The sequence below is a fragment of the Mycobacterium sp. 1165196.3 genome (genome assembly GCF_001673415.1).
GTDB classification, from domain to species: Bacteria; Actinomycetota; Actinomycetes; order Mycobacteriales; family Mycobacteriaceae; genus Mycobacterium; species Mycobacterium europaeum_A.
In genome coordinates this window covers 16,990-37,222 of the sequence record NZ_LZLU01000046.1, presented here as the reverse complement: position 1 = coordinate 37,222, position 20,233 = coordinate 16,990, and the positions used below count along the sequence as shown (strand labels likewise).

The 20,233-nt window shown below is 70.9% G+C and carries 20 protein-coding genes; 11 read left to right on the top strand and 9 right to left on the bottom strand.

Features of this window, described 5'->3' with window-relative positions; translation table 11 throughout:
• The 3 genes from rpoZ to metK form a co-directional block, all read left to right on the top strand.
• A partial coding sequence (gene rpoZ / locus A5659_RS04485; RefSeq protein ID WP_066873420.1) for a DNA-directed RNA polymerase subunit omega occupies positions 1 to 281 on the top strand: 281 nt, incomplete at its 5' end.
• Between the two features lie 23 nt (positions 282 to 304).
• On the top strand, positions 305 to 1,561 hold the full coding sequence (gene coaBC, locus A5659_RS04480; RefSeq protein WP_066873423.1) for a bifunctional phosphopantothenoylcysteine decarboxylase/phosphopantothenate--cysteine ligase CoaBC: 1,257 nt from the start codon (positions 305 to 307) through the stop codon (positions 1,559 to 1,561).
• A gap of 96 nt (positions 1,562 to 1,657) precedes the next feature.
• Positions 1,658 to 2,869, top strand: a complete 1,212-nt coding sequence (gene metK, locus A5659_RS04475) for a methionine adenosyltransferase (RefSeq protein ID WP_067179490.1) — start codon at positions 1,658 to 1,660, stop codon at positions 2,867 to 2,869.
• Here metK and A5659_RS04470 read toward each other — a convergent pair.
• The 4 genes from A5659_RS04470 to A5659_RS04455 are packed head-to-tail and all read right to left on the bottom strand — an operon-like array spanning position 2,853 to position 6,908.
• The gene (locus tag A5659_RS04470; protein WP_067179488.1) at positions 2,853 to 3,425 is read right to left on the bottom strand and encodes a pyridoxamine 5'-phosphate oxidase family protein; all 573 of its coding nucleotides are present in this window, start codon (positions 3,423 to 3,425) and stop codon (positions 2,853 to 2,855) included. The genes metK and A5659_RS04470 overlap by 17 nt on opposite strands.
• 16 nt (positions 3,426 to 3,441) lie before the next feature.
• Positions 3,442 to 4,938, bottom strand: a complete 1,497-nt coding sequence (locus A5659_RS04465) for an NAD(P)/FAD-dependent oxidoreductase (RefSeq protein WP_067179485.1) — start codon at positions 4,936 to 4,938, stop codon at positions 3,442 to 3,444.
• 10 nt (positions 4,939 to 4,948) lie between these two features.
• Positions 4,949 to 5,911 (bottom strand): alpha/beta hydrolase, encoded by a 963-nt coding sequence (locus A5659_RS04460; RefSeq protein WP_067179483.1) that lies wholly within the window; start codon positions 5,909 to 5,911, stop codon positions 4,949 to 4,951.
• 22 nt (positions 5,912 to 5,933) lie between these two features.
• Entirely contained in the window at positions 5,934 to 6,908 is a 975-nt protein-coding gene (locus tag A5659_RS04455) for an alpha/beta hydrolase (protein ID WP_067179481.1), read from the bottom strand.
• Here A5659_RS04455 and A5659_RS04450 point away from each other — a divergent pair.
• The 3 genes from A5659_RS04450 (at position 6,907) to A5659_RS04440 (ending at position 10,395) form a co-directional block, all read left to right on the top strand.
• Positions 6,907 to 7,677 (top strand): lysoplasmalogenase, encoded by a 771-nt coding sequence (locus A5659_RS04450; protein WP_067179480.1) that lies wholly within the window; start codon positions 6,907 to 6,909, stop codon positions 7,675 to 7,677. The two genes, A5659_RS04455 and A5659_RS04450, sit on opposite strands and share 2 nt — an antisense overlap.
• Positions 7,678 to 7,757: 80 nt before the next feature.
• Entirely contained in the window at positions 7,758 to 9,782 is a 2,025-nt protein-coding gene (locus A5659_RS04445) for a primosomal protein N' (protein WP_197497917.1), read from the top strand.
• A gap of 127 nt (positions 9,783 to 9,909) precedes the next feature.
• Positions 9,910 to 10,395, top strand: coding sequence for a MarR family winged helix-turn-helix transcriptional regulator (locus A5659_RS04440; RefSeq protein ID WP_066873446.1), 486 nt, complete (start codon positions 9,910 to 9,912; stop codon positions 10,393 to 10,395).
• Positions 10,396 to 10,401: 6 nt separating this feature from the next.
• On the opposite strand, the gene A5659_RS04435 is transcribed toward A5659_RS04440, so the two are convergent.
• Entirely contained in the window at positions 10,402 to 11,229 is an 828-nt protein-coding gene (locus tag A5659_RS04435; protein WP_066880186.1) for a class I SAM-dependent methyltransferase, read from the bottom strand.
• Between the two features lie 178 nt (positions 11,230 to 11,407).
• Between A5659_RS04435 and fmt the strand changes: the two genes are divergently transcribed.
• From fmt to ribD, 4 genes are all read left to right on the top strand, one after another.
• The gene (gene fmt, locus A5659_RS04430) at positions 11,408 to 12,352 is read left to right on the top strand and encodes a methionyl-tRNA formyltransferase (RefSeq protein WP_067179478.1); all 945 of its coding nucleotides are present in this window, start codon (positions 11,408 to 11,410) and stop codon (positions 12,350 to 12,352) included.
• 110 nt (positions 12,353 to 12,462) lie between these two features.
• On the top strand, positions 12,463 to 13,809 hold the full coding sequence (locus tag A5659_RS04425) for an RsmB/NOP family class I SAM-dependent RNA methyltransferase (RefSeq protein ID WP_156748823.1): 1,347 nt from the start codon (positions 12,463 to 12,465) through the stop codon (positions 13,807 to 13,809).
• A 108-nt stretch (positions 13,810 to 13,917) separates the two neighbouring features.
• Positions 13,918 to 14,607 carry a ribulose-phosphate 3-epimerase gene (rpe, locus tag A5659_RS04420; RefSeq protein ID WP_066860151.1) on the top strand — a complete coding sequence of 230 codons (690 nt, stop codon included), beginning with the start codon at positions 13,918 to 13,920 and terminating at the stop codon, positions 14,605 to 14,607.
• Positions 14,604 to 15,629: a bifunctional diaminohydroxyphosphoribosylaminopyrimidine deaminase/5-amino-6-(5-phosphoribosylamino)uracil reductase RibD gene (gene ribD, locus A5659_RS04415; protein ID WP_067022590.1), complete on the top strand. Its 1,026-nt coding sequence runs from the start codon at positions 14,604 to 14,606 to the stop codon at positions 15,627 to 15,629. The genes rpe and ribD overlap by 4 nt, the downstream gene beginning before the upstream one ends.
• Here ribD and A5659_RS04410 read toward each other — a convergent pair.
• A complete protein-coding gene (locus A5659_RS04410) occupies positions 15,626 to 17,206 on the bottom strand; it encodes an MFS transporter (protein ID WP_067179475.1) in 1,581 nt (526 codons plus the stop codon). The genes ribD and A5659_RS04410 overlap by 4 nt on opposite strands.
• The gene (locus tag A5659_RS04405) at positions 17,203 to 17,910 is read right to left on the bottom strand and encodes an LppX_LprAFG lipoprotein (RefSeq protein WP_066860162.1); all 708 of its coding nucleotides are present in this window, start codon (positions 17,908 to 17,910) and stop codon (positions 17,203 to 17,205) included. Before A5659_RS04405 ends, A5659_RS04410 begins: the two co-directional genes overlap by 4 nt.
• A 118-nt stretch (positions 17,911 to 18,028) precedes the next feature.
• Between A5659_RS04405 and A5659_RS04400 the strand changes: the two genes are divergently transcribed.
• Positions 18,029 to 18,628: a riboflavin synthase gene (locus tag A5659_RS04400; RefSeq protein ID WP_066860165.1), complete on the top strand. Its 600-nt coding sequence runs from the start codon at positions 18,029 to 18,031 to the stop codon at positions 18,626 to 18,628.
• Here the strand turns inward: A5659_RS04400 and A5659_RS04395 are convergent.
• Together A5659_RS04395 and A5659_RS04390 are read right to left on the bottom strand one after the other, a co-directional pair.
• Complete coding sequence (locus tag A5659_RS04395) at positions 18,591 to 19,541, bottom strand: TIGR03619 family F420-dependent LLM class oxidoreductase (protein WP_231997731.1); 951 nt, start codon at positions 19,539 to 19,541, stop codon at positions 18,591 to 18,593. The two genes, A5659_RS04400 and A5659_RS04395, sit on opposite strands and share 38 nt — an antisense overlap.
• A 42-nt stretch (positions 19,542 to 19,583) precedes the next feature.
• Positions 19,584 to 20,207 (bottom strand): NADPH-dependent F420 reductase, encoded by a 624-nt coding sequence (locus tag A5659_RS04390; RefSeq protein WP_067179473.1) that lies wholly within the window; start codon positions 20,205 to 20,207, stop codon positions 19,584 to 19,586.
• Between the last annotated feature and the right edge of the window lie 26 nt (positions 20,208 to 20,233).

Below are 20,233 nucleotides of genomic sequence, written 5' to 3'. Positions count from 1 at the left end.
GGTTCGATCCGTCCGCCGGGGGACAGGGCGCCTACGACACCCCGCTGGGCATCACCAACCCGCCCATCGACGAGCTGCTGGACCGCGTCTCGAGCAAGTACGCGCTGGTGATCTACGCCGCCAAGCGGGCCCGTCAGATCAACGACTACTACAACCAGCTCGGCGAGGGCATCCTCGAATACGTGGGCCCGCTGGTCGAGCCGGGGCTGCAGGAAAAGCCGCTGTCGATCGCGATGCGCGAGATCCACGGCGACCTGCTCGAGCACACCGAGGGCGAGTAACAGGGCCGGGCCGGGCGCGCGCTGTGGACAACCGCGATCGGGTCGCGAAAAGAGTGATCGTCGGGGTCTCCGGCGGTATCGCCGCCTACAAGGCGTGCACCGTCGTTCGGCAGCTCGCCGAGGCCGGTCACTCGGTCCGCGTCATCCCGACCGAGTCCGCGCTGCGTTTCGTCGGCGCCGCCACGTTCGAGGCGCTCTCCGGCCAGCCGGTGCACACCGGCGTCTTCACCGACGTGCCGGAGGTTCCGCATGTCCAGCTGGGCAAGCAGGCCGACCTGGTCGTGGTGGCACCCGCCACGGCGGACCTGCTGGCCAGGGCCGTCCACGGCCGCGCCGACGACCTGCTGACCGCCACGCTCTTGACCGCGCGATGTCCGGTGCTGTTCGCCCCGGCGATGCACACCGAGATGTGGTTGCACCCGGCCACCGTCGACAACGTCGCCACGCTGCGCCGCCGGGGAGCGGTCGTGCTCGAACCGGCCGCCGGGCGGCTCACCGGGACGGACAGCGGGTCCGGCCGGCTGCCCGAAGCCGAGGAGATCACCACCCTGGCGCACCTGCTGCTCGACCGTCACGACGCGCTGCCCTACGACCTGGCCGGCTGCAAGATGCTGGTCACCGCCGGCGGCACCCGGGAAGCCGTCGACCCGGTGCGCTTCATCGGCAACCGCAGCTCCGGCAAGCAGGGCTATGCGGTCGCGCGGGTGGCCGCGCAGCGCGGCGCCGAGGTCACGCTGATCGCCGGGCACACCGCCGGGCTTATCGACCCCGCCGGGGTGGAGGTGGTCCACGTCAGCTCGGCCGAGCAACTGGGCGACGCCGTGGCCAAGCACGCGGCCGAGGCGGACGTGCTGGTGATGGCCGCCGCGGTCGCCGACTTCCGGCCGGCCCGGGTTGCGGCCGCCAAGATCAAAAAAGGTGTCGAGGGGCCGCCGACCATCGAGTTGATCCGCAACGACGACGTGCTGGCCGGTGCGGTGCGGGCGCGCGCCAACGGCGAACTGCCCAACATGCGGGCCATCGTGGGATTCGCCGCGGAGACCGGCGACGCCAACGGCGACGTGCTGTTTCACGCCCGGGCAAAACTGCGCAACAAGGGTTGTGACCTGTTGGTCGTCAACGCGGTCGGTGACGGCCGGGCCTTCGAGGTGGACAACAACGACGGCTGGCTGCTGGCGGCCGACGGTACCGAGTCGGCGCTGCAGCACGGCTCCAAGACATTGATGGCCAGTCGTATCGTGGATGCGATCGCCGCGTTCCTGCACGGGGGCAGCGGGTAGAACGGTCGAGTTCTTCTCGGCACCGGGGCAGGTGCTGGCCGGGCCGACGCCAGCCGATATAATTCGGCTAACTAACTAATTGGAAGGATTGGCATTGTGAGCGAAAAGGGTCGCCTGTTTACCAGTGAGTCGGTGACTGAGGGACATCCCGACAAGATCTGTGACGCGATCAGCGACTCCGTGCTCGACGCCCTGCTGGCGCAGGACCCCCGCTCACGCGTCGCGGTCGAGACGCTGGTCACCACCGGACAGGTGCACGTGGTGGGCGAGGTGACGACGACCGCCAAGGAGGCGTTCGCCGACATCACCAACACGGTTCGCGAGCGCATCCTCGAGATCGGCTATGACTCGTCGGACAAGGGCTTCGACGGCGCGTCCTGCGGCGTCAACATCGGCATCGGCGCGCAGTCGCCCGACATCGCCCAGGGCGTCGACACCGCCCACGAGGCGCGCGTGGAGGGCGCCGCGGACCCGCTGGACTCCCAGGGCGCCGGCGACCAAGGCCTGATGTTCGGCTACGCGATCAACGACACCCCCGAGCGGATGCCGCTGCCGATCGCGCTGGCCCACCGGCTGTCGCGCAAGCTGACCGAGGTCCGCAAGAACGGCACGCTGCCCTACCTGCGCCCGGACGGCAAGACCCAGGTCACCATCGAGTACGAGGACGACGTTCCGGTGCGGCTGGACACCGTCGTCGTCTCCACCCAGCACGCCGACGGCATCGACCTGGAGAAGACGCTGGACCCCGACATCCGCCAGCACGTGCTCAAGACCGTGCTGGACGAGCTGGCCCACGACACGCTCGACTCCTCGGCGACGCGGGTGCTGGTCAACCCGACCGGCAAGTTCGTGCTCGGCGGCCCGATGGGCGACGCCGGCCTGACCGGCCGCAAGATCATCGTCGACACCTATGGCGGGTGGGCCCGCCACGGCGGCGGCGCCTTCTCCGGCAAGGACCCGTCCAAGGTGGACCGGTCGGCGGCCTACGCGATGCGCTGGGTGGCCAAGAACATCGTCGCCGCCGGACTGGCGGAGCGGGTCGAGGTGCAGGTGGCCTACGCCATCGGCAAGGCCGCCCCGGTCGGCCTGTTCATCGAGACGTTCGGCACCGCGACGGTCGACCCGGTCAAGATCGAGAAGATCGTGCCCGAGGTGTTCGACCTGCGGCCCGGCGCGATCATCCGCGACCTGGACCTGCTACGTCCGATCTACGCGCAGACCGCCGCCTACGGGCACTTCGGCCGCACCGACATCGAACTGCCGTGGGAGCAGCTGAACAAGGTCGACGACCTCAAGCGCGCGATTTAGGCGCCGGGTGGTCGGCGTCTAGCGCCGGCAGCCCGTCGATACTGCGCCGGTTGCGCTTGACCAGCCGGCCGTACTGGTCATCGGTCGCCTTGCGGTGCGCCGCGTCGAGCACCGGCCGCTCGTCGACGAGCTCGTAGTAGGGCACCGCGAACCCGCACGCGTCGGCGATCCGCTCCACATCGACCACGATGATGGTGCGGACCCCGGCATGTTGATCGCCGAAATGCCGCATCAGATCGGCGAATTCGGCGTCGTCGGGGCGGACCACCCGTCCGGTGCCGAACAGCCGCAGGATTCGCGAGTTGCGGGTAAACGAGCAGAACATGACGGTGATGCGGCCGTTGTCGCGCAGATGGGCCACGGTCTCCACACCGCTGCCGAACAGATCCAGGTAGGCCACGGTGTGCTCGTCGAGCACCGCGAAGCTGTCGCGATACCCCTTGGGGGACAGGTTGATTCGGCCACCCTCGGACGGCGCGGTGGCGACGAAGAATACGGCCTGCTCCCGGATGAAGTCGCGCAGCGACTCGTCGATGCTCAGAAATTCCTTCGCCACGGGTGCAGCGTAGCCGCTACCGGGTGAACCGGTAGTCGTCCAGATCGAATCGCCGGCTGCGCCAGTACACCTCCGGGGTGGTGCCCGGACGCAGCGGCACGTCACCGTTCTTGTCGAAGTAGTAGCTGTTGGCCAGCTGGCAGCTGTCCTGCCAGAAGATCTGCTTGGGCCGCCGGCGCATCATCTCGGCGAAGTAGCGGTCGTTGGCCTCCCGGGTCACCTCGACCCGGGTCGCGCCGACGCGCTTGGCCCGCTTGAGGCAGCGCACGATGTGATGCGTCTGCGCCTCGATCAGCGCGAAATACGAAGAGCCGACGTAACCGTACGGGCCGAACACGGTGAACAGGTTGGGAAATCCCGGCACCGTGACGCCCTCGTAGGCCTGCAGCCGATGCTCATCCCAGAAGCGGCTCAACGACTTTCCGCCGCTCCCGGTCACCGCGAAGGTGGGCACGTTGTCGGGGTCCATCACCTTGAAACCGGTCGCCAGGATCAGCACGTCGATCTCGTGGTTCTCGCCATCGGTGGTGGCCACCGCGTCGGGGGTGACCTTGTCGATCGGCTCGGTGACCAGCCGCACGTTGTCGCGGTTGAACGTGGCCAGGTAGCCGTTGTGGAAACCGGGCCGTTTGCAGCCCACCGCGTAGCGCGGGGTGAGCTGTTCACGCACCGCCGGATCCCGAAACTGTTGCCGCAGATACGATTTCCCCAGCGAGGCCATCCGCTTGGCCAGCGGCAGCACCGTGAAGTAATGCGCCGAGATGGGGAAGGTCAGCTCCACGTAGGCCTGGCTGAGCAGGCGCTGCAGGAACTTGCCACCGGGAATGCGCATCGCCCAGCGCGCCGGCGCCGGCAGCGGGACGTCGAACTTCGGGAAACACCAGATCGGGGTGCGCTGAAATACCGTGAGTGACGACACGATCGGCGCGATCTCGGGAATCACCTGGACGGCCGAGGCGCCGGTGCCGATCACCGCGACGCGCTTGCCGCGCAGATCCTGGCCGTGATCCCACCGCGCGGTGTGCATGGTGATGCCGCCGAACGAGTCCACCCCGTCGATGTCGGGCAGGTTCGGCACCGTCAGCACGCCGCAGGCGCTGATCAAAAACCGGGCGGTGATCTCACCCGCCGGGTCGGTCTGCACCCGCCACAGGCCGCGCTCGTCGTCGAACTCGGCGGTTTGCACCTTGGTGTTGAACCGGATCCGCGACCGGATGCCGTACTTGTCGGCGCAGTGTTCGGCGTAGGCCTTGAGCTCTCGGCCCGGCGCGTAGGTCCGCGACCAGTGCCGGCTCTGCTCGAACGAGAACTGGTAGGAGAACGACGGAATGTCCACGGCGATACCGGGATAGGTGTTCCAGTGCCAGGTGCCGCCGACCCCGTCAGCGGCCTCGGTCACCAGGTAATCGGGCAGCCCGGCCCGGTCCAGGTTGATCGCCGCACCGATGCCGGAGAACCCGGCTCCGATGATCAGCGTGTGATAGTCGGGGGTTTCGTCTTGGTGCGGGACCATCGTTGCCTGCCTAGGGGTGCAGTGCCTTATGGAGCGCCGCCAGGCCGCGCTCGGTGGCCTCGGCGGCGGCGGGTATCGCCAGCGCGAAACTGACGAATCCGTGTACCAGGGTGGGCTCGTTGGTCAACTCGACCGGCACGCCCGCGGCGCTGAGCAGCTCGGCGTAACGGGCCCCGTCATCGCGCAGTGGATCGTGTTCGGCGGTCGCGATGTAGGCGGGCGCCAGCCCGGACAGATCCGCGGCGTTGGCCGGAGCCATGGTGATGGGCAGCGCCTTCGGGTCGGTGAGATCGAGATCGGGCACGTACCAGGACAGGAACGCGTCGATGACGTCGCGGTTCAGCATCGGCGCCTCGGCGTTGTCGGTGAACGACGGCAGGGACAGATCCGCGGCGACCGTGGAGTACCACAGCAACTGGAAGCGCAGCGCCGGCCCGCCGTTATCGCGGGCCAACAGCGCGGTCACCGCGGCGAGGTTGCCGCCCGCCGAGTCACCGGCCACGGCGACGGCGTTCGGGTCGCCGCCGAGCTCGGCCGCGTGCTCGGCGACCCATCGCAGGGCCGCCCAGCAGTCGTCCACGCCGGCCGGGAACGGATGCTCGGGGGCCAGCCGGTAGCCGACGGACACCACGATGGCCTCGGCGCCGACGGCGTGCGCGCGGGCCACCGGGTCGTGGGTGTCCAGGTCGCCCAGGCAGAACCCGCCGCCGTGGTAGAAGACGACCACCGGCAGCGGGCGCAGCTCGCTGTCGGGCCGGTAGATGCGCACCGGGATGTCGGTGAGCCCGCCGTGGGCGATGGTGCGGTCCTCGATTCGCAGGTCCGGCAGCATCGACGGCGGCACCGTGAGCAGCTTGGGCCGCTTGCGGGCGACCTCGACGCCGTCGGCCTCGCGAAACGTCATCGGATAGGCGTCGAGCAACGCCTTGAACGTCGGGTCGATCCCGGGCCGGGCGATGGTCGGCTCGCTCATGGGTTCACCGTACGCCGCGGGCTCACCCGTGCAGGGCGGTTCGCAGCGCCGCCAGCCCGGCCTCGAGCGCCGCGGTGGCCGCAGGCACCACGCCGGCGTACCCCAGGTAGCCGTGCACCAGCGTCTCGGCGTTGTGCACCTCGACGGCGACACCGGCGGCGGCCAGCAGCTCGCCGTACCGGATGCCGTCGTCACGCAGCGGGTCATAACCGGCGACGGCGATGTAGGCGGGCGCCAGGTTGCGCAGGTCTTTCGCGCGTCCCGGCGCCATGTCCGACGGCGGATTCGACATGTCGACTTCGCCCGCGTACCAACGGGAGAACTCCGCGACGGCCTTGACGTCGAGGATCGGTGCGGTCGCGTTTTCGGCGAACGACGGCAGCGACGCGTCCCACATGGTCGACGGGTACCACAGCAGCTGGAACACGATCGGCGGGGCGCCGTTGTCGCGCGCCCGCTGTGCCACCGCGGCGGAGATGGTGCCACCGGCCGAATCCCCGGCGACGGCGATCCGGGTCGCGTCGCCGTGCAGTTCGGCGGCGTTCGCGGCGACCCAAAACGTTGCGGCCCAAGCGTCTTCGACGGCGGCGGGGTAGGGATGCTCGGGGGCCAGCCGGTAGTCGACGGACACCACGATCGCGTCGGCGCCGACCGCGTGCTGACGCGCCGTGCCGTCGTGGGTGTCGAGGTCGCCGATGACGAAGCCGCCGCCGTGGAAATACAGCACGACGGGCGCTGCGTCACCGCCCGGCTGGTCGTTGGAATGGCTTGGCGGCCAATAGATCCGGACAGCGATCGAGCCCGCGGGGCCGGGAATCGTGCGGTCCTCGACGCGCAGCTCGGGATGCAGCGGCCGGCGCGGCAGGTCGCGGAACCGCTGGCGCGCCGCGTCGATGCCGTCCTCGGTGGATAGCCGGAAGGGAACCGCATCCAGTACCTTCTGCAGGATGGGGTCGATAGCGGGTTTCTCGTCGGCTGTGTTATCCAAGCTGGGCATGGACGTACCGTACGCACCTCGTCTGGTGGCCGGCGCCTGGGTGGTGGCCGGCTGGGTGGCCCTCGGCTACGGCATCTACCTGACCGTGCTGGCGCTGCGCTCGCCGCCGGGAATCGAGCTGACCGGCCACTGGGTGCTGCAGCCGGCGTTCAAGGCCTCGATGGCGTTGCTGCTGACGCTGGCCGCGGCGGGGCACGCCGTCGTGCGCGAGCGGCGGTGGCTGATGCCGGCGCTGCTGCTGTCGGCCATCGGCGACTGGGTGCTGGCGATCCCGTGGTGGACGCTGTCCTTCGTGGTGGGCCTGGCCGCATTCCTGTTGGCGCACTTGTGTTTTGTCGCCGCGCTGCTGCCGCTGGTGCCGGCGTTCTCGGGGGCTTCCAGGGATGCGCGGCCGTCGACGGTGCGCCTCGTCGCGGTGGTCCTGATGGGTGCGGCGTCGCTCGGGCTGCTGGCCTGGTTCTGGCCCCACCTGGGCGCGGAGAAGCTGACGCTTCCGGTGACGCTCTACCTCGTCGTGTTGACCGCGATGGTGTGCACGGCCCTGCTGGCGAAACTGCCGACGATCTGGACGGCGGTGGGCGCGGTGTGTTTCGCGGCCTCGGATTCGATGATTGCCATCGGCCGCTTCATTCTGGGCAATGAGGCGCTGGCCGTGCCGATCTGGTGGTCGTATGCGGCGGCCCAGATCCTGATCACGGCCGGGTTCTTCTTCGGCCGCGAGCTTCCCGAGGACGCCGCCGGGGACGCCACGGCGCCCGCCGAGCGCTGATTGTCGCCGGTGCCCGGTACGCTGCGGACCCCGACTTCTAAGTCATTGGATGACAACATGATTCGCGGCCCGGGGGCGCGGTGAGCCCCGGCGCGCGCACGCCCGTCGAGGTGGAGCCCATCGCCCGGGTGCTGCCGATGCTGTCGGTGCCGCATCTGGATCGCGAGTTCGACTACCTGGTGTCGGCCGAGCAGTCCGACGACGCCCAGCCCGGGGTGCGGGTGCGGGTGCGTTTCCACGGCCGGCTGGTCGACGGGTTCGTGCTGGAGCGCCGCACCGACACTGACCACACCGGCAAGCTGGGCTGGCTGGATCGCGTCGTGTCGGCCGAACCGGTGCTCACACCGGAAATCCGCCGGCTGGCCGAGGCGGTCGCGGCCCATTACGCCGGGACCCGCCCCGACGTGCTGCGCCTGGCCGTGCCGGCCCGGCACGCCCGCGTCGAGCGCGAGCCCCCGGTCAGCCGGGATCCGGCGATCCCGGAGCCCGTCGACCCGTCGGGCTGGGACGGTTACGCCCGGGGAGCCCAGTTCCTCGGGGCCCTGGCCGAATCGCGGGCCGCGCGGGCCGTCTGGCAGTCGCTGCCGGGGGAGGCGTGGACGGACCGCTTCACCGAGGCCGCCGCGCAAACCGTGCGGACCGGCCGTTCGGTGCTGGCGATCGTTCCCGACCAGCGCGACCTGGACGCGCTGTGGCAGGCCGCGACGGCGCACATCGACGAGGGCAGCGTGGTGGCCCTGTCGGCCGGCCTGGGCCCGGCGGCCCGTTACCGGCGGTGGCTGGCGGCGCTGCGGGGCACCGCGCGGTTGGTGATCGGCACCCGCAGCGCGGTGTTCGCGCCGCTGAGCGACCTGGGGCTGGTGATGGTGTGGGCCGACGCCGACGACAGCCTGGCCGAGCCGCGGGCGCCCTACCCGCACGCCCGCGAGGTGGCGATGCTGCGCGCGCATCAGGCCCGGTGCGCGGCCCTGATCGGCGGTTACGCGCGCACCGCCGAAGCGCACGCGCTGGTGCGCAGCGGCTGGGCGCACGACATCGTCGCGGCGCGGCCGGTGGTGCGCGCCCGCACGCCGCGGGTGATCGCCCTCGACGACACGGGTTATGCCGACGAGCGCGACCCGGCGGCGCGCACGGCGCGCGTCCCGTCCATCGCGCTGCGCGCCGCCCGCTCGGCGCTGCAGGTCGGGGCGCCGGTGCTGGTGCAGGTGCCGCGCCGGGGTTACGTCCCGTCGCTGGCCTGCGCGCGCTGCCGCACCATCGCCCGCTGCCGGCACTGCACGGGGCCCCTCTCACTGACCGAGTCGCTACCGGCGGGCGGCGCCGCTCTGCTGTGCCGCTGGTGCGGCCGCGTCGACCCGACGCGACGGTGCGCGCGCTGCGGGTCCGACGCGGTGCGCGCCGTCGTCGTCGGGGCGCGGCGCACGGCCGAAGAGCTCGGGCGCGCGTTTCCGGGCACGGCGGTGATCACGTCCTCGGGTGACGGCGTGGTGCCCGAGGTCGCGGCCGGTCCCGCGCTGGTGGTGGCCACCCCCGGCGCCGAGCCGCGGGCGGCCGGTGGTTACGGGGCGGCGCTGCTGTTGGACACCTGGGCGCTGCTGGGCCGGCAAGACCTGCGAGCCGCCGAGGATGCGCTGTGGCGCTGGATGAGCGCCGCCGCGCTGGTGCGTGCCCGCGGCGACGGCGGCGTGGTGATGGTGGTTGCCGAATCATCGCTGCCCACAGTGCAATCGCTGATCCGCTGGGACCCCGTGGGTCACGCGGAGGCCGAGGTGGCCGCGCGGGCCGAGGTGGGTCTGCCGCCCAGCGTGCACATGGCGGCCATCGACGGGACGGCCGGCGCGGTCACCGCACTGCTCGACGAGGCCCGGCTGACCGACCAGGAGTCCCTCCACGCGGATGTGCTTGGGCCCGTGGACCTTCCGCCCGGGGTGCGCCGCCCGGCCGGAACCCCGCCCGGCGGGCCGGTGACCAGGATGCTGGTGCGCGTGCCCCGTCAGCAGGGGCTGGCGCTGGCCGCGGCGCTGCGGCGCGGCGTCGGTGTGCTCAGCGCCCGGCAGACCCATGAGCCGGCCCGGGTGCAGATCGACCCGCTGCACATCGGGTAACCTTCATGAACCGTTACCCTGGGCGACAATATGTGCGTGCAATAATCCCTTTTTACGACATTAGAAGGTTGCTACACTTTCTCATCCTTAGCCGCCGACAGGCCGGAACCATCCGGGGAGGGGCGATATGACAGCGGACAACACCGCGGTTGACGAGTCATTGGACGTCATCACCGACGCTTTGCTGACCGCCTCCCGTTTGCTGATGGCGATCTCGGCGCGCTCGGTGGGCCAGGTCGACGAGACCATCACCATCGCGCAGTTCCGCACGCTGGTGATCCTGTCGAATCGCGGCCCGGTCAACCTCGCCACCCTCGCCGGCCTGCTGGGCGTGCAACCGTCGGCCACCGGCCGGATGGTGGACCGGTTGGTCGCCGCCGGCCTGATCGACCGGTTGCCCCACCCGACCTCGCGGCGCGAGCTGCTCGCCGCGCTCACCACGCGCGGTCGCGACGTCGTCCACCAGGTGACCGCGCACCGGCGCGCCGAGATCGCGGCCATCGTGGCGAAGATGCCGCCGCCGGAGCGCCACGGCCTGGTGCGGGCGCTGACGGCCTTCACCGCGGCCGGCGGCGAACCGGACGTCCACCTGGACGCTGAGGTCGACCTGTAGGCCGCCCTAGCCGGCCCGCTTCTCGGCGGTCACCAGCAGGTATTCCCAGCCCATCGTGCCGTCGGTCAGGTGTTGTTGCGCGAGTTCGATGAGCTGGGCGTCGAGCTCGGCGGCCAGCACGCGGTTGTGGCCGATGTTCGCGTAGGCCTCGATCGTCGGGCCGTAGTGCTGCTTGAAGTACGCGTGAACGGCCTCGGCGCTGTCGAATCGGTTGACCGCCAACATGCCTCGCGTCGCGGTGAGGTCGCCGATCTGGTCGCCGAGCAGCGCGGCGACGTAGCCGGGACGCCCCCAGAGCGCCGCCGGCGGCGCGGGGTGCGACAGGCTCGGCCGGTAGGGCCGAATGGTGGCGAGCATCCGGCCGAAGAATCCCTCGGGGGTCCAGCTGATCACGCCGATGGTGCCGCCCGGGCGGCAGACCCGGACCAGTTCGGTCGCGGCGCGCTGCTGGTTGGGGGCGAACTGCACGCCGATCGCCGACATGACGACATCGAATTCACCGTCGCCGAACGGCAGCGCCTGCGCGTTGGCTTCCCGGTAGTCGAGGGTCAGGCCCCGCGCCGCGGCCCTGTCCTGCGACCGTTGCAGCAGCTCGGGGGTGAGGTCGGTGGACACGACGGTGGCGCCGGTCGCGGCCGCGGGCAGCGAGATGTTGCCCGAGCCGGCGGCGACGTCGAGAACCCGCACGCCCGGCCCGATGCCGGTGGCCTCGACCAGGGCGGGGCCGAGCGGGGCCATCACTTCCTCGGCCATCAGCGCGTAGTCGCCCAGGGCCCATACCGTGCGATGCGTTGCGGCCACCGAGGCGTCGCTGATGGAAGCGTCGAGGGTCATCTAGACCTCCTTGAGAGGGAAGGGATTTGTCTTTCGACCTCGTTGTCGACGTGAATCGACTGCGCGGTTCACACCGGCAGACACTGACTCCTGGAAATAGTAGCCATAAGCAATAGTATACGCACGCACATTCCGCCGGCGGGTCCGGCCCGCGCCCGCCGCTTTCTAGACTGACCCGGTGCGCCTTGTCTTCGCCGGAACCCCCGAACCCGCGCTTCCCGCATTGCGCCGCCTCATCGACTCGCCGCGTCACGAGGTGGTCGCGGTGCTGACCCGTCCCGACGCCGCGTCGGGACGGCGCGGCAAGCCGGAGCCGTCCCCGGTGGCCCGCGAGGCGCTGGAGCGCGGCATCCCGGTGCTGCGTCCGTCGCGGCCGAACTCCGACGAATTCGTCGGCGAGCTGACACTGCTGGCCCCGGACTGCTGCGCGGTGGTGGCCTATGGCGCGCTGCTGCGCGACGGCCTGCTCGGGGTGCCCCCGAAGGGCTGGATCAACCTGCACTTCTCGCTGCTGCCCGCCTGGCGCGGTGCCGCCCCGGTGCAGGCGGCCATCGCCGCGGGGGACAGCATCACCGGGGCCTCGACGTTCCGGATCGAGCCGAGCCTGGACTCGGGCCCGATCTACGGCGTGGTGACCGAGACGATCCGGCCGACCGACACCGCCGGGGAATTGCTTGGGCGACTGGCTGTTTCGGGTGCCGAACTGTTGTCGGCCACGCTGGACGGCATCGCCGACGCGACCCTGACGCCGGTGCCGCAACCCACCGAGGGGGTAAGCATCGCGCCGAAGATCACCGTCGAGCAGGCCCGGGTGCGCTGGGACCTGCCGGCCCAGGTCGTCGACCGCCGCATCCGTGCCGTCACCCCCAACCCCGGCGCGTGGACGTTGCTCGGCGACCTGCGCATCAAACTTGGCCCGGTGCAGACTGCCGACGCCGTGACCCCCGGCCCCCCAGAACCGTTGCCGCCCGGTGCCATTCACGTGGACCGCAAGAGCGTCTGGGTCGGCACGGGTTCGGATCCGGTGCGGCTGGGCCAAATCCAGCCGCCCGGAAAGAAATTCATGAGTGCGGTCGACTGGGCGCGCGGTGCGCGGCTGGACCCCGCGGTGCGGGCGACGTGACCACCGGCCGCGACAGGCCGGGGCGGGGGCGGCCGGAGCGCAAGCCGCCGCGTCCGCAGCAGCGCGACCGCCGGCCCCAGCAGCGCGACCGCCGGCCGCCGCGCCGGCCGCTGGACCCGGCCCGCGCCGCCGCGTTCGACGTGCTCCGGGCGGTCAGCGAGCGCGACGCGTACGCCAACCTGGCCCTGCCCGCGCTGCTGCGCGAACGCGGAATCACCGGCCGGGACGCGGCTTTCGCCACCGAACTGACTTACGGCGCCTGCCGCAGCCGCGGCCTGCTCGACGCCGTCATCGGCGCGGCGGCGGGACGCTCGCCGCAAGCCATCGACCCGGTGCTGCTCGACCTGCTGCGCCTCGGCGCGTACCAGCTGTTGCGCACCCGGGTGGACGCGCACGCCGCGGTGTCCACCACCGTCGAGCAGGCGGGAATCGAATTCGACTCGGCGCGAGCGGGTTTCGTCAACGGGGTGCTGCGCACCATCTCAGGGCGCGACGAGCGGTCCTGGGTTGCGGAGCTGGCGCCAGACCCGGTGCAGGATCCGATCGGGCATGCCGCGTTCGTGCATGCGCACCCCCGGTGGATCGCCCAGGCGTTCGCCGATGCCCTGGGCGCCGCCGCGACCGAACTCGACGCGGTGCTGGCCAGCGACGACGAACGGCCGCAGGTGCATCTGGCCGCCCGCCCCGGCGCGCTGACCGCCACCGAGCTGGCCGAGGCGGTCGGCGGCACGGTGGGCCGCTATTCGCCCTACGCGGTGTACTTGGCCGGTGGCGATCCCGGGCGGCTGACGCCGGTGCGCGACGGCGCCGCGCTGGTCCAGGACGAGGGCAGCCAGCTGGTGGCCCGGGCGCTGACGCTGGCCCCGGTCGACGGGGACGGCGGCCGGTGGCTGGACCTGTGCGCCGGCCCGGGCGGCAAGACGGCCCTGCTGGCCGGGCTCGGCGCGGCCTCGGGCGCCCGCGTCACCGCGGTGGAGCCGGCGCCGCGGCGCGCCGATCTGGTGGTGGCGAACACCCGCGGCCTGCCGGTCGACGTGCTACGGGTCGACGGTCGGCATACCGATCTCGAGCCGACCTTCGATCGCGTGCTCGTCGACGCCCCCTGCACCGGTCTGGGAGCGCTGCGCCGCCGCCCGGAGGCCCGGTGGCGGCGTCAGCCCGCCGACGTGCCGACGCTCACCAAGCTGCAGCGCGAGCTGCTGGGGGCAGCGATCGCGCTGACCCGCCCGGGAGGCGTGGTGCTCTACGCCACCTGCTCGCCACACCTGGCCGAAACCGTCGGCGTGGTCGCCGACGCGCTGCGCCGCCACCCGGTGAGCGCGCTGGACACCCGGCCGTTGTTCGAGCCCATGGACAAGGGAGCCGACCTGGGCGACGGGCCGCACGTCCAGCTCTGGCCGCACCGGCACGGCACGGATGCGATGTTCGCGGCCGCGCTGCGCCGCGAAGCGGAGTAGCGGGGACGCCACACGATGGACACTGTCGCGGCCGCGCTGCGCCGCGAGGCGGAGTAGCGGCACGCGCCGGATGTGAAGCGGGCCGCGCGGCTCAGTAGTCTGGCGCTCATGCCTCGCAACATCGCGGGACCTTTGATCGCGCCGTCGATCCTTTCCGCTGACTTCTCCCGGCTCGCCGACGAAGCCGCCGCCGTGACCGGCGCCGACTGGCTGCACGTCGACGTGATGGACAACCACTTCGTGCCGAACCTGACCCTCGGGCTGCCGGTGGTCGAGAGCCTGCTGGCCGCCACCACCATCCCGATGGACTGCCATCTGATGATCGAGGACCCGGACCGCTGGGCGCCTCCCTACGCCGAGGCGGGGGCTTATAACGTCACCTTCCACGCCGAGGCCACCCAGAATCCGGTCGGCGTGGCCCGCGACATCCGCGCCGCCGGCGCCAAGGCAGGCATCAGCGTGAAGCCGGGGACTCCGCTGGAGCCCTACCTGGAGATCCTGCCGCAGTTCGACACCCTGCTCATCATGTCGGTGGAGCCCGGTTTCGGCGGCCAGAGCTTCATCCCCGAGGTGCTGAGCAAGGTGCGCACCGCGCGCAAGCTCATCGAGGCGGGGGAGTTGACGATCCTCGTCGAGATCGACGGCGGCATCAACGCCGACACCATCGAGCAGGCCGCCGAAGCCGGCGTCGATTGCTTCGTCGCCGGGTCTGCCGTGTACGGCGCCGAGGATCCGGAGGCCGCGATAGCGGCCTTGCGGCGCCAGGCGGCCGGCGCCTCCCCGCACCTGCGTCGATGACGGCGCCGGCGGGCGAGGGCCTTGACGCCGCAATGCGTTTGGCGATCGACCAGTCCAACCACGTCAAGGGGACCACGTATCCGAACCCGCCCGTGGGGGCGGTCATCCTGGACGCCGGCGGCGAGGTCGTCGGCGTCGGGGCCACCGAACCCGCCGGCGGCGATCACGCCGAGATCCTGGCGCTGCGTCGGGCCGGCGAACTGGCCGCCGGCGGCACCGTCGTCGTCACCCTCGAGCCGTGCAACCACTACGGCAAAACCCCGCCGTGCGTGAACGCCCTACTGGACGCGAAGGTGGGCACCGTGGTGTACGCCGTCGCCGACCCTAACCCGGAGGCCGCCGGCGGGGCCGCGCGGCTCGAGCAGGCGGGCGTGACGGTGCGTTCCGGCGTGCTGGCCGACGAGGTGACCGGCGGCCCGCTGCGCGAGTGGCTGCACAAGCAACGCACCGGGCTGCCGCACCTGACCTGGAAATACGCCGCCAGCGTCGACGGCCGCAGCGCGGCCGCGGACGGCTCCAGCCAATGGATCTCCAGCGAGGCCTCGCGGCTGGACCTGCATCGGCGCCGCGCGGCGGCCGACGCGATCGTGGTGGGCACCGGCACCGTGCTGGCCGACGACCCGGCGTTGACCGCCCGGCTGCCCGACGGCTCACTGGCCGGCCGGCAACCGCTGCGGGTGGTCGTCGGGATGCGTGAAATACCTTCGGAGGCAAAGGTTCTCAACGACGATTCGCGAACCATGCTGATCCGCACGCACGACCCCATGGAGGTGCTCAAGGCCGTCGCGGACCGCACCGACGTCCTGCTGGAAGGCGGCCCGACCCTCGCGGGCGCCTTCCTGCGGGCCGGGGTGGTGAACCGGATCCTGGCCTACGTCGCGCCGACCCTGCTGGGTGGTCCCGTCACCGCGGTCGACGACGTGGGGGTGACCACGATCGCACGGGCGCTGCGCTGGCATTTCGACGGCATCGACCGGGTGGGGCCCGACGTGGTGCTCAGCCTGGTGCCGCGCAGGGGCTAGCGCTCTCCCAGCGAGACGGCTTGCGGCTCAGCGATTTCCGGCTCCTCGGCGTGCTCCTTGCGGCCGCCGATCAGCAGGCCCAGCAGCGCTCCGGCGATGCAGATCACGACGGTGGCCGAGAAGATGTCGCCGTACATCTGGGCGAAGGCCTTGAGGTACATGGTGCCCTGGGCGGCGATGCGCTCCAGCAACGTGGCGTTGGGCGGGATCGCGGCCGTCAGGCCCGCCACGATCTGATTGAACCGGTACAGGCCCCACGCGCTGAGCGCGGCTACGCCGATCAGCATGCCGGTCATCCGGGCCACCACCACGGCCGCCGAGGCGATGCCGTGTTGGGCGGACGGGACCACGCGGAGCGCGGCGGAGGTCAGCGGCCCGATCACCAGGCCGAGGCCCACCCCGGCGACCAGCAGGTCGGCGTGCAGCGCGGGCACGCTGAACACCCCGAAGATGTTGTGCTTCTGGCTCATGACGTCCTGGCGCCAGAAGTGGATCAGCCAGTAGCCGTAGGCCGCGATGAGCAGCCCGACGAAGGTCATGATCCGGTCACCGACCCGGGTGGCGATCCACCCGCCCAGCACCGCACCGATCGGCAGCGCGATCAGGAACCACAGCAGCAAGCCGGCGGCCTGCGTCTGGGATTGCCCCAGCACGCCCTGGCCGAACAGCTCGACGTCGACCAGCGTCACCATCAGCGCGGCACCGGCGAACAGCGAGGCGCCCAGCGCGGCCAGGAACGGGCGGAAGTGCACGCCCGCCGGCTCGATCAGCCGGGTGCGCGCGAACCGCTCCCAGATCAGGAACAGCGCGGCGACCACGACCGCGCCGATGACCAGCGGCAGTCCGTAGCTGGGCAGGATCTGCTTGCCGTCGGGTTGCGGGTTGTACAGGCCGATCACGGCGAGGCCCAGGGCGACCGCCAGCAGCACACCGCCGACCAGGTCGACCTTTTCGGGCTCCTCCACCCGCTCGTGCGACGGGAGGCTGAACTGGATCATCAGCATGGCGATCAGCGTCAGCGGGACGTTGATCCAGAACACGTAGCGCCAGTCGTGGAACAGGAAGACGATGAAGATCCCGTACAGCGGGCCCAGCACGCTGCCGAGCTCCTGCGCGGCCCCGATGCCGCCCAGCACGCCGGCGCGATTGCGCTGCGCCCACAGGTCGGCGCCCAGGGCGAGGGTGACCGGCAGCAGCGCGCCGCTGGCCACGCCCTGGATGGTGCGGCCGCCCACCAGGAGGTGGAAGTCGCCCCAGTGACCGGCCAGCGCGGTGACCACCGAGCCGACGATGAACAGCGCCAGGCTGACCTGCAGGACCAGCTTGCGCCCGAACCGGTCGGAGGCCCGGCCCAGCAGCGGCATGGCGGCGATGTAGCCCAGCAGGTACATCGTGATGATCCAGGTGATGCGCTGCAGCTGGTTAATCGGGATGTGAACGTCGGTCATGATGTCGCGCATGATCGTCACGACGACGTAGGCGTCCAGGGCGCCCAGCAGGACCGCCAGGCTGCCCGCGCTGATCGCTACGCGGCGCCCGGTTTGGCGCCCGGCCGGGGCCTCGGTCTCAGCGGTCACGAGCTCACCGGGGGCTTGGTGACCTGAACCTGCTCGCCCCAGTTGGACAGGGTGATCTGGGCGGAGTTGCCCGAGCTCTTCTGCAGGTTGGCCTGGACCAGCTGGTGGTCACCGGACTCCTGGATCCAGACCGTGCTCGGCACCGGTTGCGTCGCGTTGAACTGCGGAACGATCTTGTTCACCGCGTCCGCCGAGACGTTTCCGCTGATGCGAATGGTGTTCTGCCCGTTGATGTTGTCGCGGCCCTCGGCCTTGGCGTTGGTGAAGTTGGCCAGCGCGTTGCCCAGCCCACTGTCGGGGTTGAGCAGCACCGAGACGTCATAGACGTCGGCGGCCTTGCCGAAGTCGCTCCACTTGTTCGGGGTCAGGGTGGCGTACAGGGTCCCGTCGAGCACCACGAAGTTGGCGTCGATGTCGGACCCGCCCAGGGTGATGGTGGCGTTTCCCTGTGCGGCGGTGGCCGGTGCCGTGGTGAGGTCACCGGTCAGCGTCTTGATGGGCAACCCCTGGATCTTGCCCTGGACGCTGAGCGCGATGTGCGCGCTCTTCACGTTCTTGGTGGCGTCGGCCGACTGCTTGACCAGGGTCGTGGCGTCGGGAAGCGGTGCGCCGCTCTGCTTTGAGCCCGACGAGCAGCCGGCGATCAAGGCGGTGGCGAGGGTCAGGGATGCGATGACGGCCGATAGACGGCGGCGGGTCTGCATACTCTGCATCGTAGAGGGTGCCGGTGACTGCCCTGACGAACGCGGGGTCCCGGTGTCGCGCGGGCGCCGGTGTTTGCCCTGCTCATCCGCCTGGGAGTGGGCCAATTAGCCTAGGGGGATGTTTACCGGGATTGTCGAGGAACTCGGCGAGGTGACGGCTCGCGACGTCCTTTCCGACGCGGCGCGGCTGACCATCCGCGGCGCGGTCGTGACCGCCGACGCGGGCCACGGCGACTCGATCGCCGTCAACGGCGTCTGCCTGACCGTCGCCGAGCTGTTGCCCGGCGGTCAGTTCACCGCCGACGTGATGGCCGAATCGCTCAACCGGTCCAACCTGGGCGAATTGCAGGTCGGCAGCCGGGTGAACCTGGAGCGCGCCGCGGCCGTCAACAGCCGGCTGGGCGGGCACATCGTGCAGGGCCACGTCGACGGGACCGGGCGGATCGTGGCGCGGACCCCGTCCGAGCACTGGGAAGTGGTGCGGATCGAGATGCCCGCCGAGGTGGCCCGCTACGTCGTGGAGAAGGGCTCGATCACCGTCGACGGGATTTCGCTGACGGTGTCCGGGCTGGGCAGCGAGCCGGGGGACTGGTTTGAGGTCTCGCTGATACCCACCACCCGCGAGTTGACCACGTTGGGCAGCGCCCCGGTCGGGACGCCGGTGAACCTGGAAGTCGACGTCATCGCCAAATACGTCGAGCGGTTGATGACCCGCTGACCGGAGTTGTCCCGCCGGCACCCTCTCCGGCCGACCACCGGGTGATCACCTGACCGGCGAAGTCGAGCATCCGGTCAAGGCTGGGGAACATCGCGAAGGCATCCACGATCGCCTCGTCGGCTCCGGAGGCTGCGAGGCGCTCGAGCTTGTCGACCACAGCGGCAACGGACGTGCCCGGCTCGAGGTTGATCCGCATGGCCGTCTTCAGCGCGTCCGGATCGCGGCCGGCGTCCCGGGCCGCACGGCGCGCGATCGACCACAGGTGATCGGTGACCTCGTCCTGCAGCCCCTCGACCCCGAGCCAGCCCGTGCCGCTGCGGCCGACCCGGCGCATGGCGGCCTCGCTGGCACCGCCGATCCAGATCGGCGGGCCGCCGGCCTGGACCGGGCGCAGGTCGGCGTGGACCGGCGGCAGCGTGAAGAACTCGCTGTCCCAGGACACCGGGGTGGTCGTCCACCACTCGCGCAGGAACGCCAGCAGGTCGTCGAGCATCCGCCCGCGCCGGTGCCAGTCCGCGCCGCGGGCGATGTCGTGTTCGTCTTTCATCCACCCGAGTCCCACGCCGACGTCGAGGCGGCCGTCGCTGAGCACGTCGAGCGTGGTCAGCAGGCGGGCCAGGTGCACCGGCTCGTAGTAGAAGGTGCTGAGCGTGCTGGCGTTCAGCCGCACCCGGCTGGTTGCGGTCGCGGCGACCGTCCAGAGCAGCACCGGATCGAGGTACCGGGTCATCTGCGGCGGGTAGGGCTGCTCTTTGCCCGGATAGGTGCTGTGCATGTCGACCGGCGTGACCAGTCGATCGCCGACCCACAGCGTGTCGTAGCCCAGGTCCTCGAGTCCGCGGCAGAACGCGCTCAGCCCAGCGGCGCTGCTGACGGCGGGCCCGACGATGGGGAGTGCGAAACCTAGCTTCATCGGATCATCCTTTCGATGATGTATCAACCATTACTGGGGCGCTCAGCCGGGAACCGTGGCGCCGAGGGCGAAGTTGAAATTTCCGACCCCGTGGCGGGCCAGGCCCATCACGACCAGGCCCGTTCCTTCCAGCCAGTGCGCCATGTTCAGGCCGCCGACGTCGAGCGGGCGCAGCCCGAGGCTCTCGATGAACTCCGCCACCCGCGCCTTGGCGGGCGCGTCGTCGCCGGCGATGAACACGTCGAGCGGCCGACCCTGGGCCAGGACGACGCCGAAGACGGTGTTGAACGCCTTCACCACGCCGGCGCCGGCCGGGGCCGCCTTGGCGACTTGCTGTGCGACCGAGGTGCCATCGGGAATGGCCAGTCCGTCGGCCGCGGGGTTGAAGGGATTGCTGATGTCGACGATGACCTTGCCCACGAGGGCGTCTCCGTACTGCTCGACGACCGGAACGACGTTGGCGTACAACACCGAAACGATGACGATGTCGCCGGCCGGAACGGCGCCGAACTCTCCGGTCGTGGCGCCGCCCCCGAGGGCCTTGGCCAGGTCGGCCGCCTTGGACTCGTCGCGGCCGATGATCTCGACGCTATTGCCGCCCGCTACCGCCAGCGCGCCGATGGCGCGGGCCATGTTCCCGGTGCCGATGATGCTGATGCTGCTCATGAGGTGTCCCGTCCTGACTTCCGAGA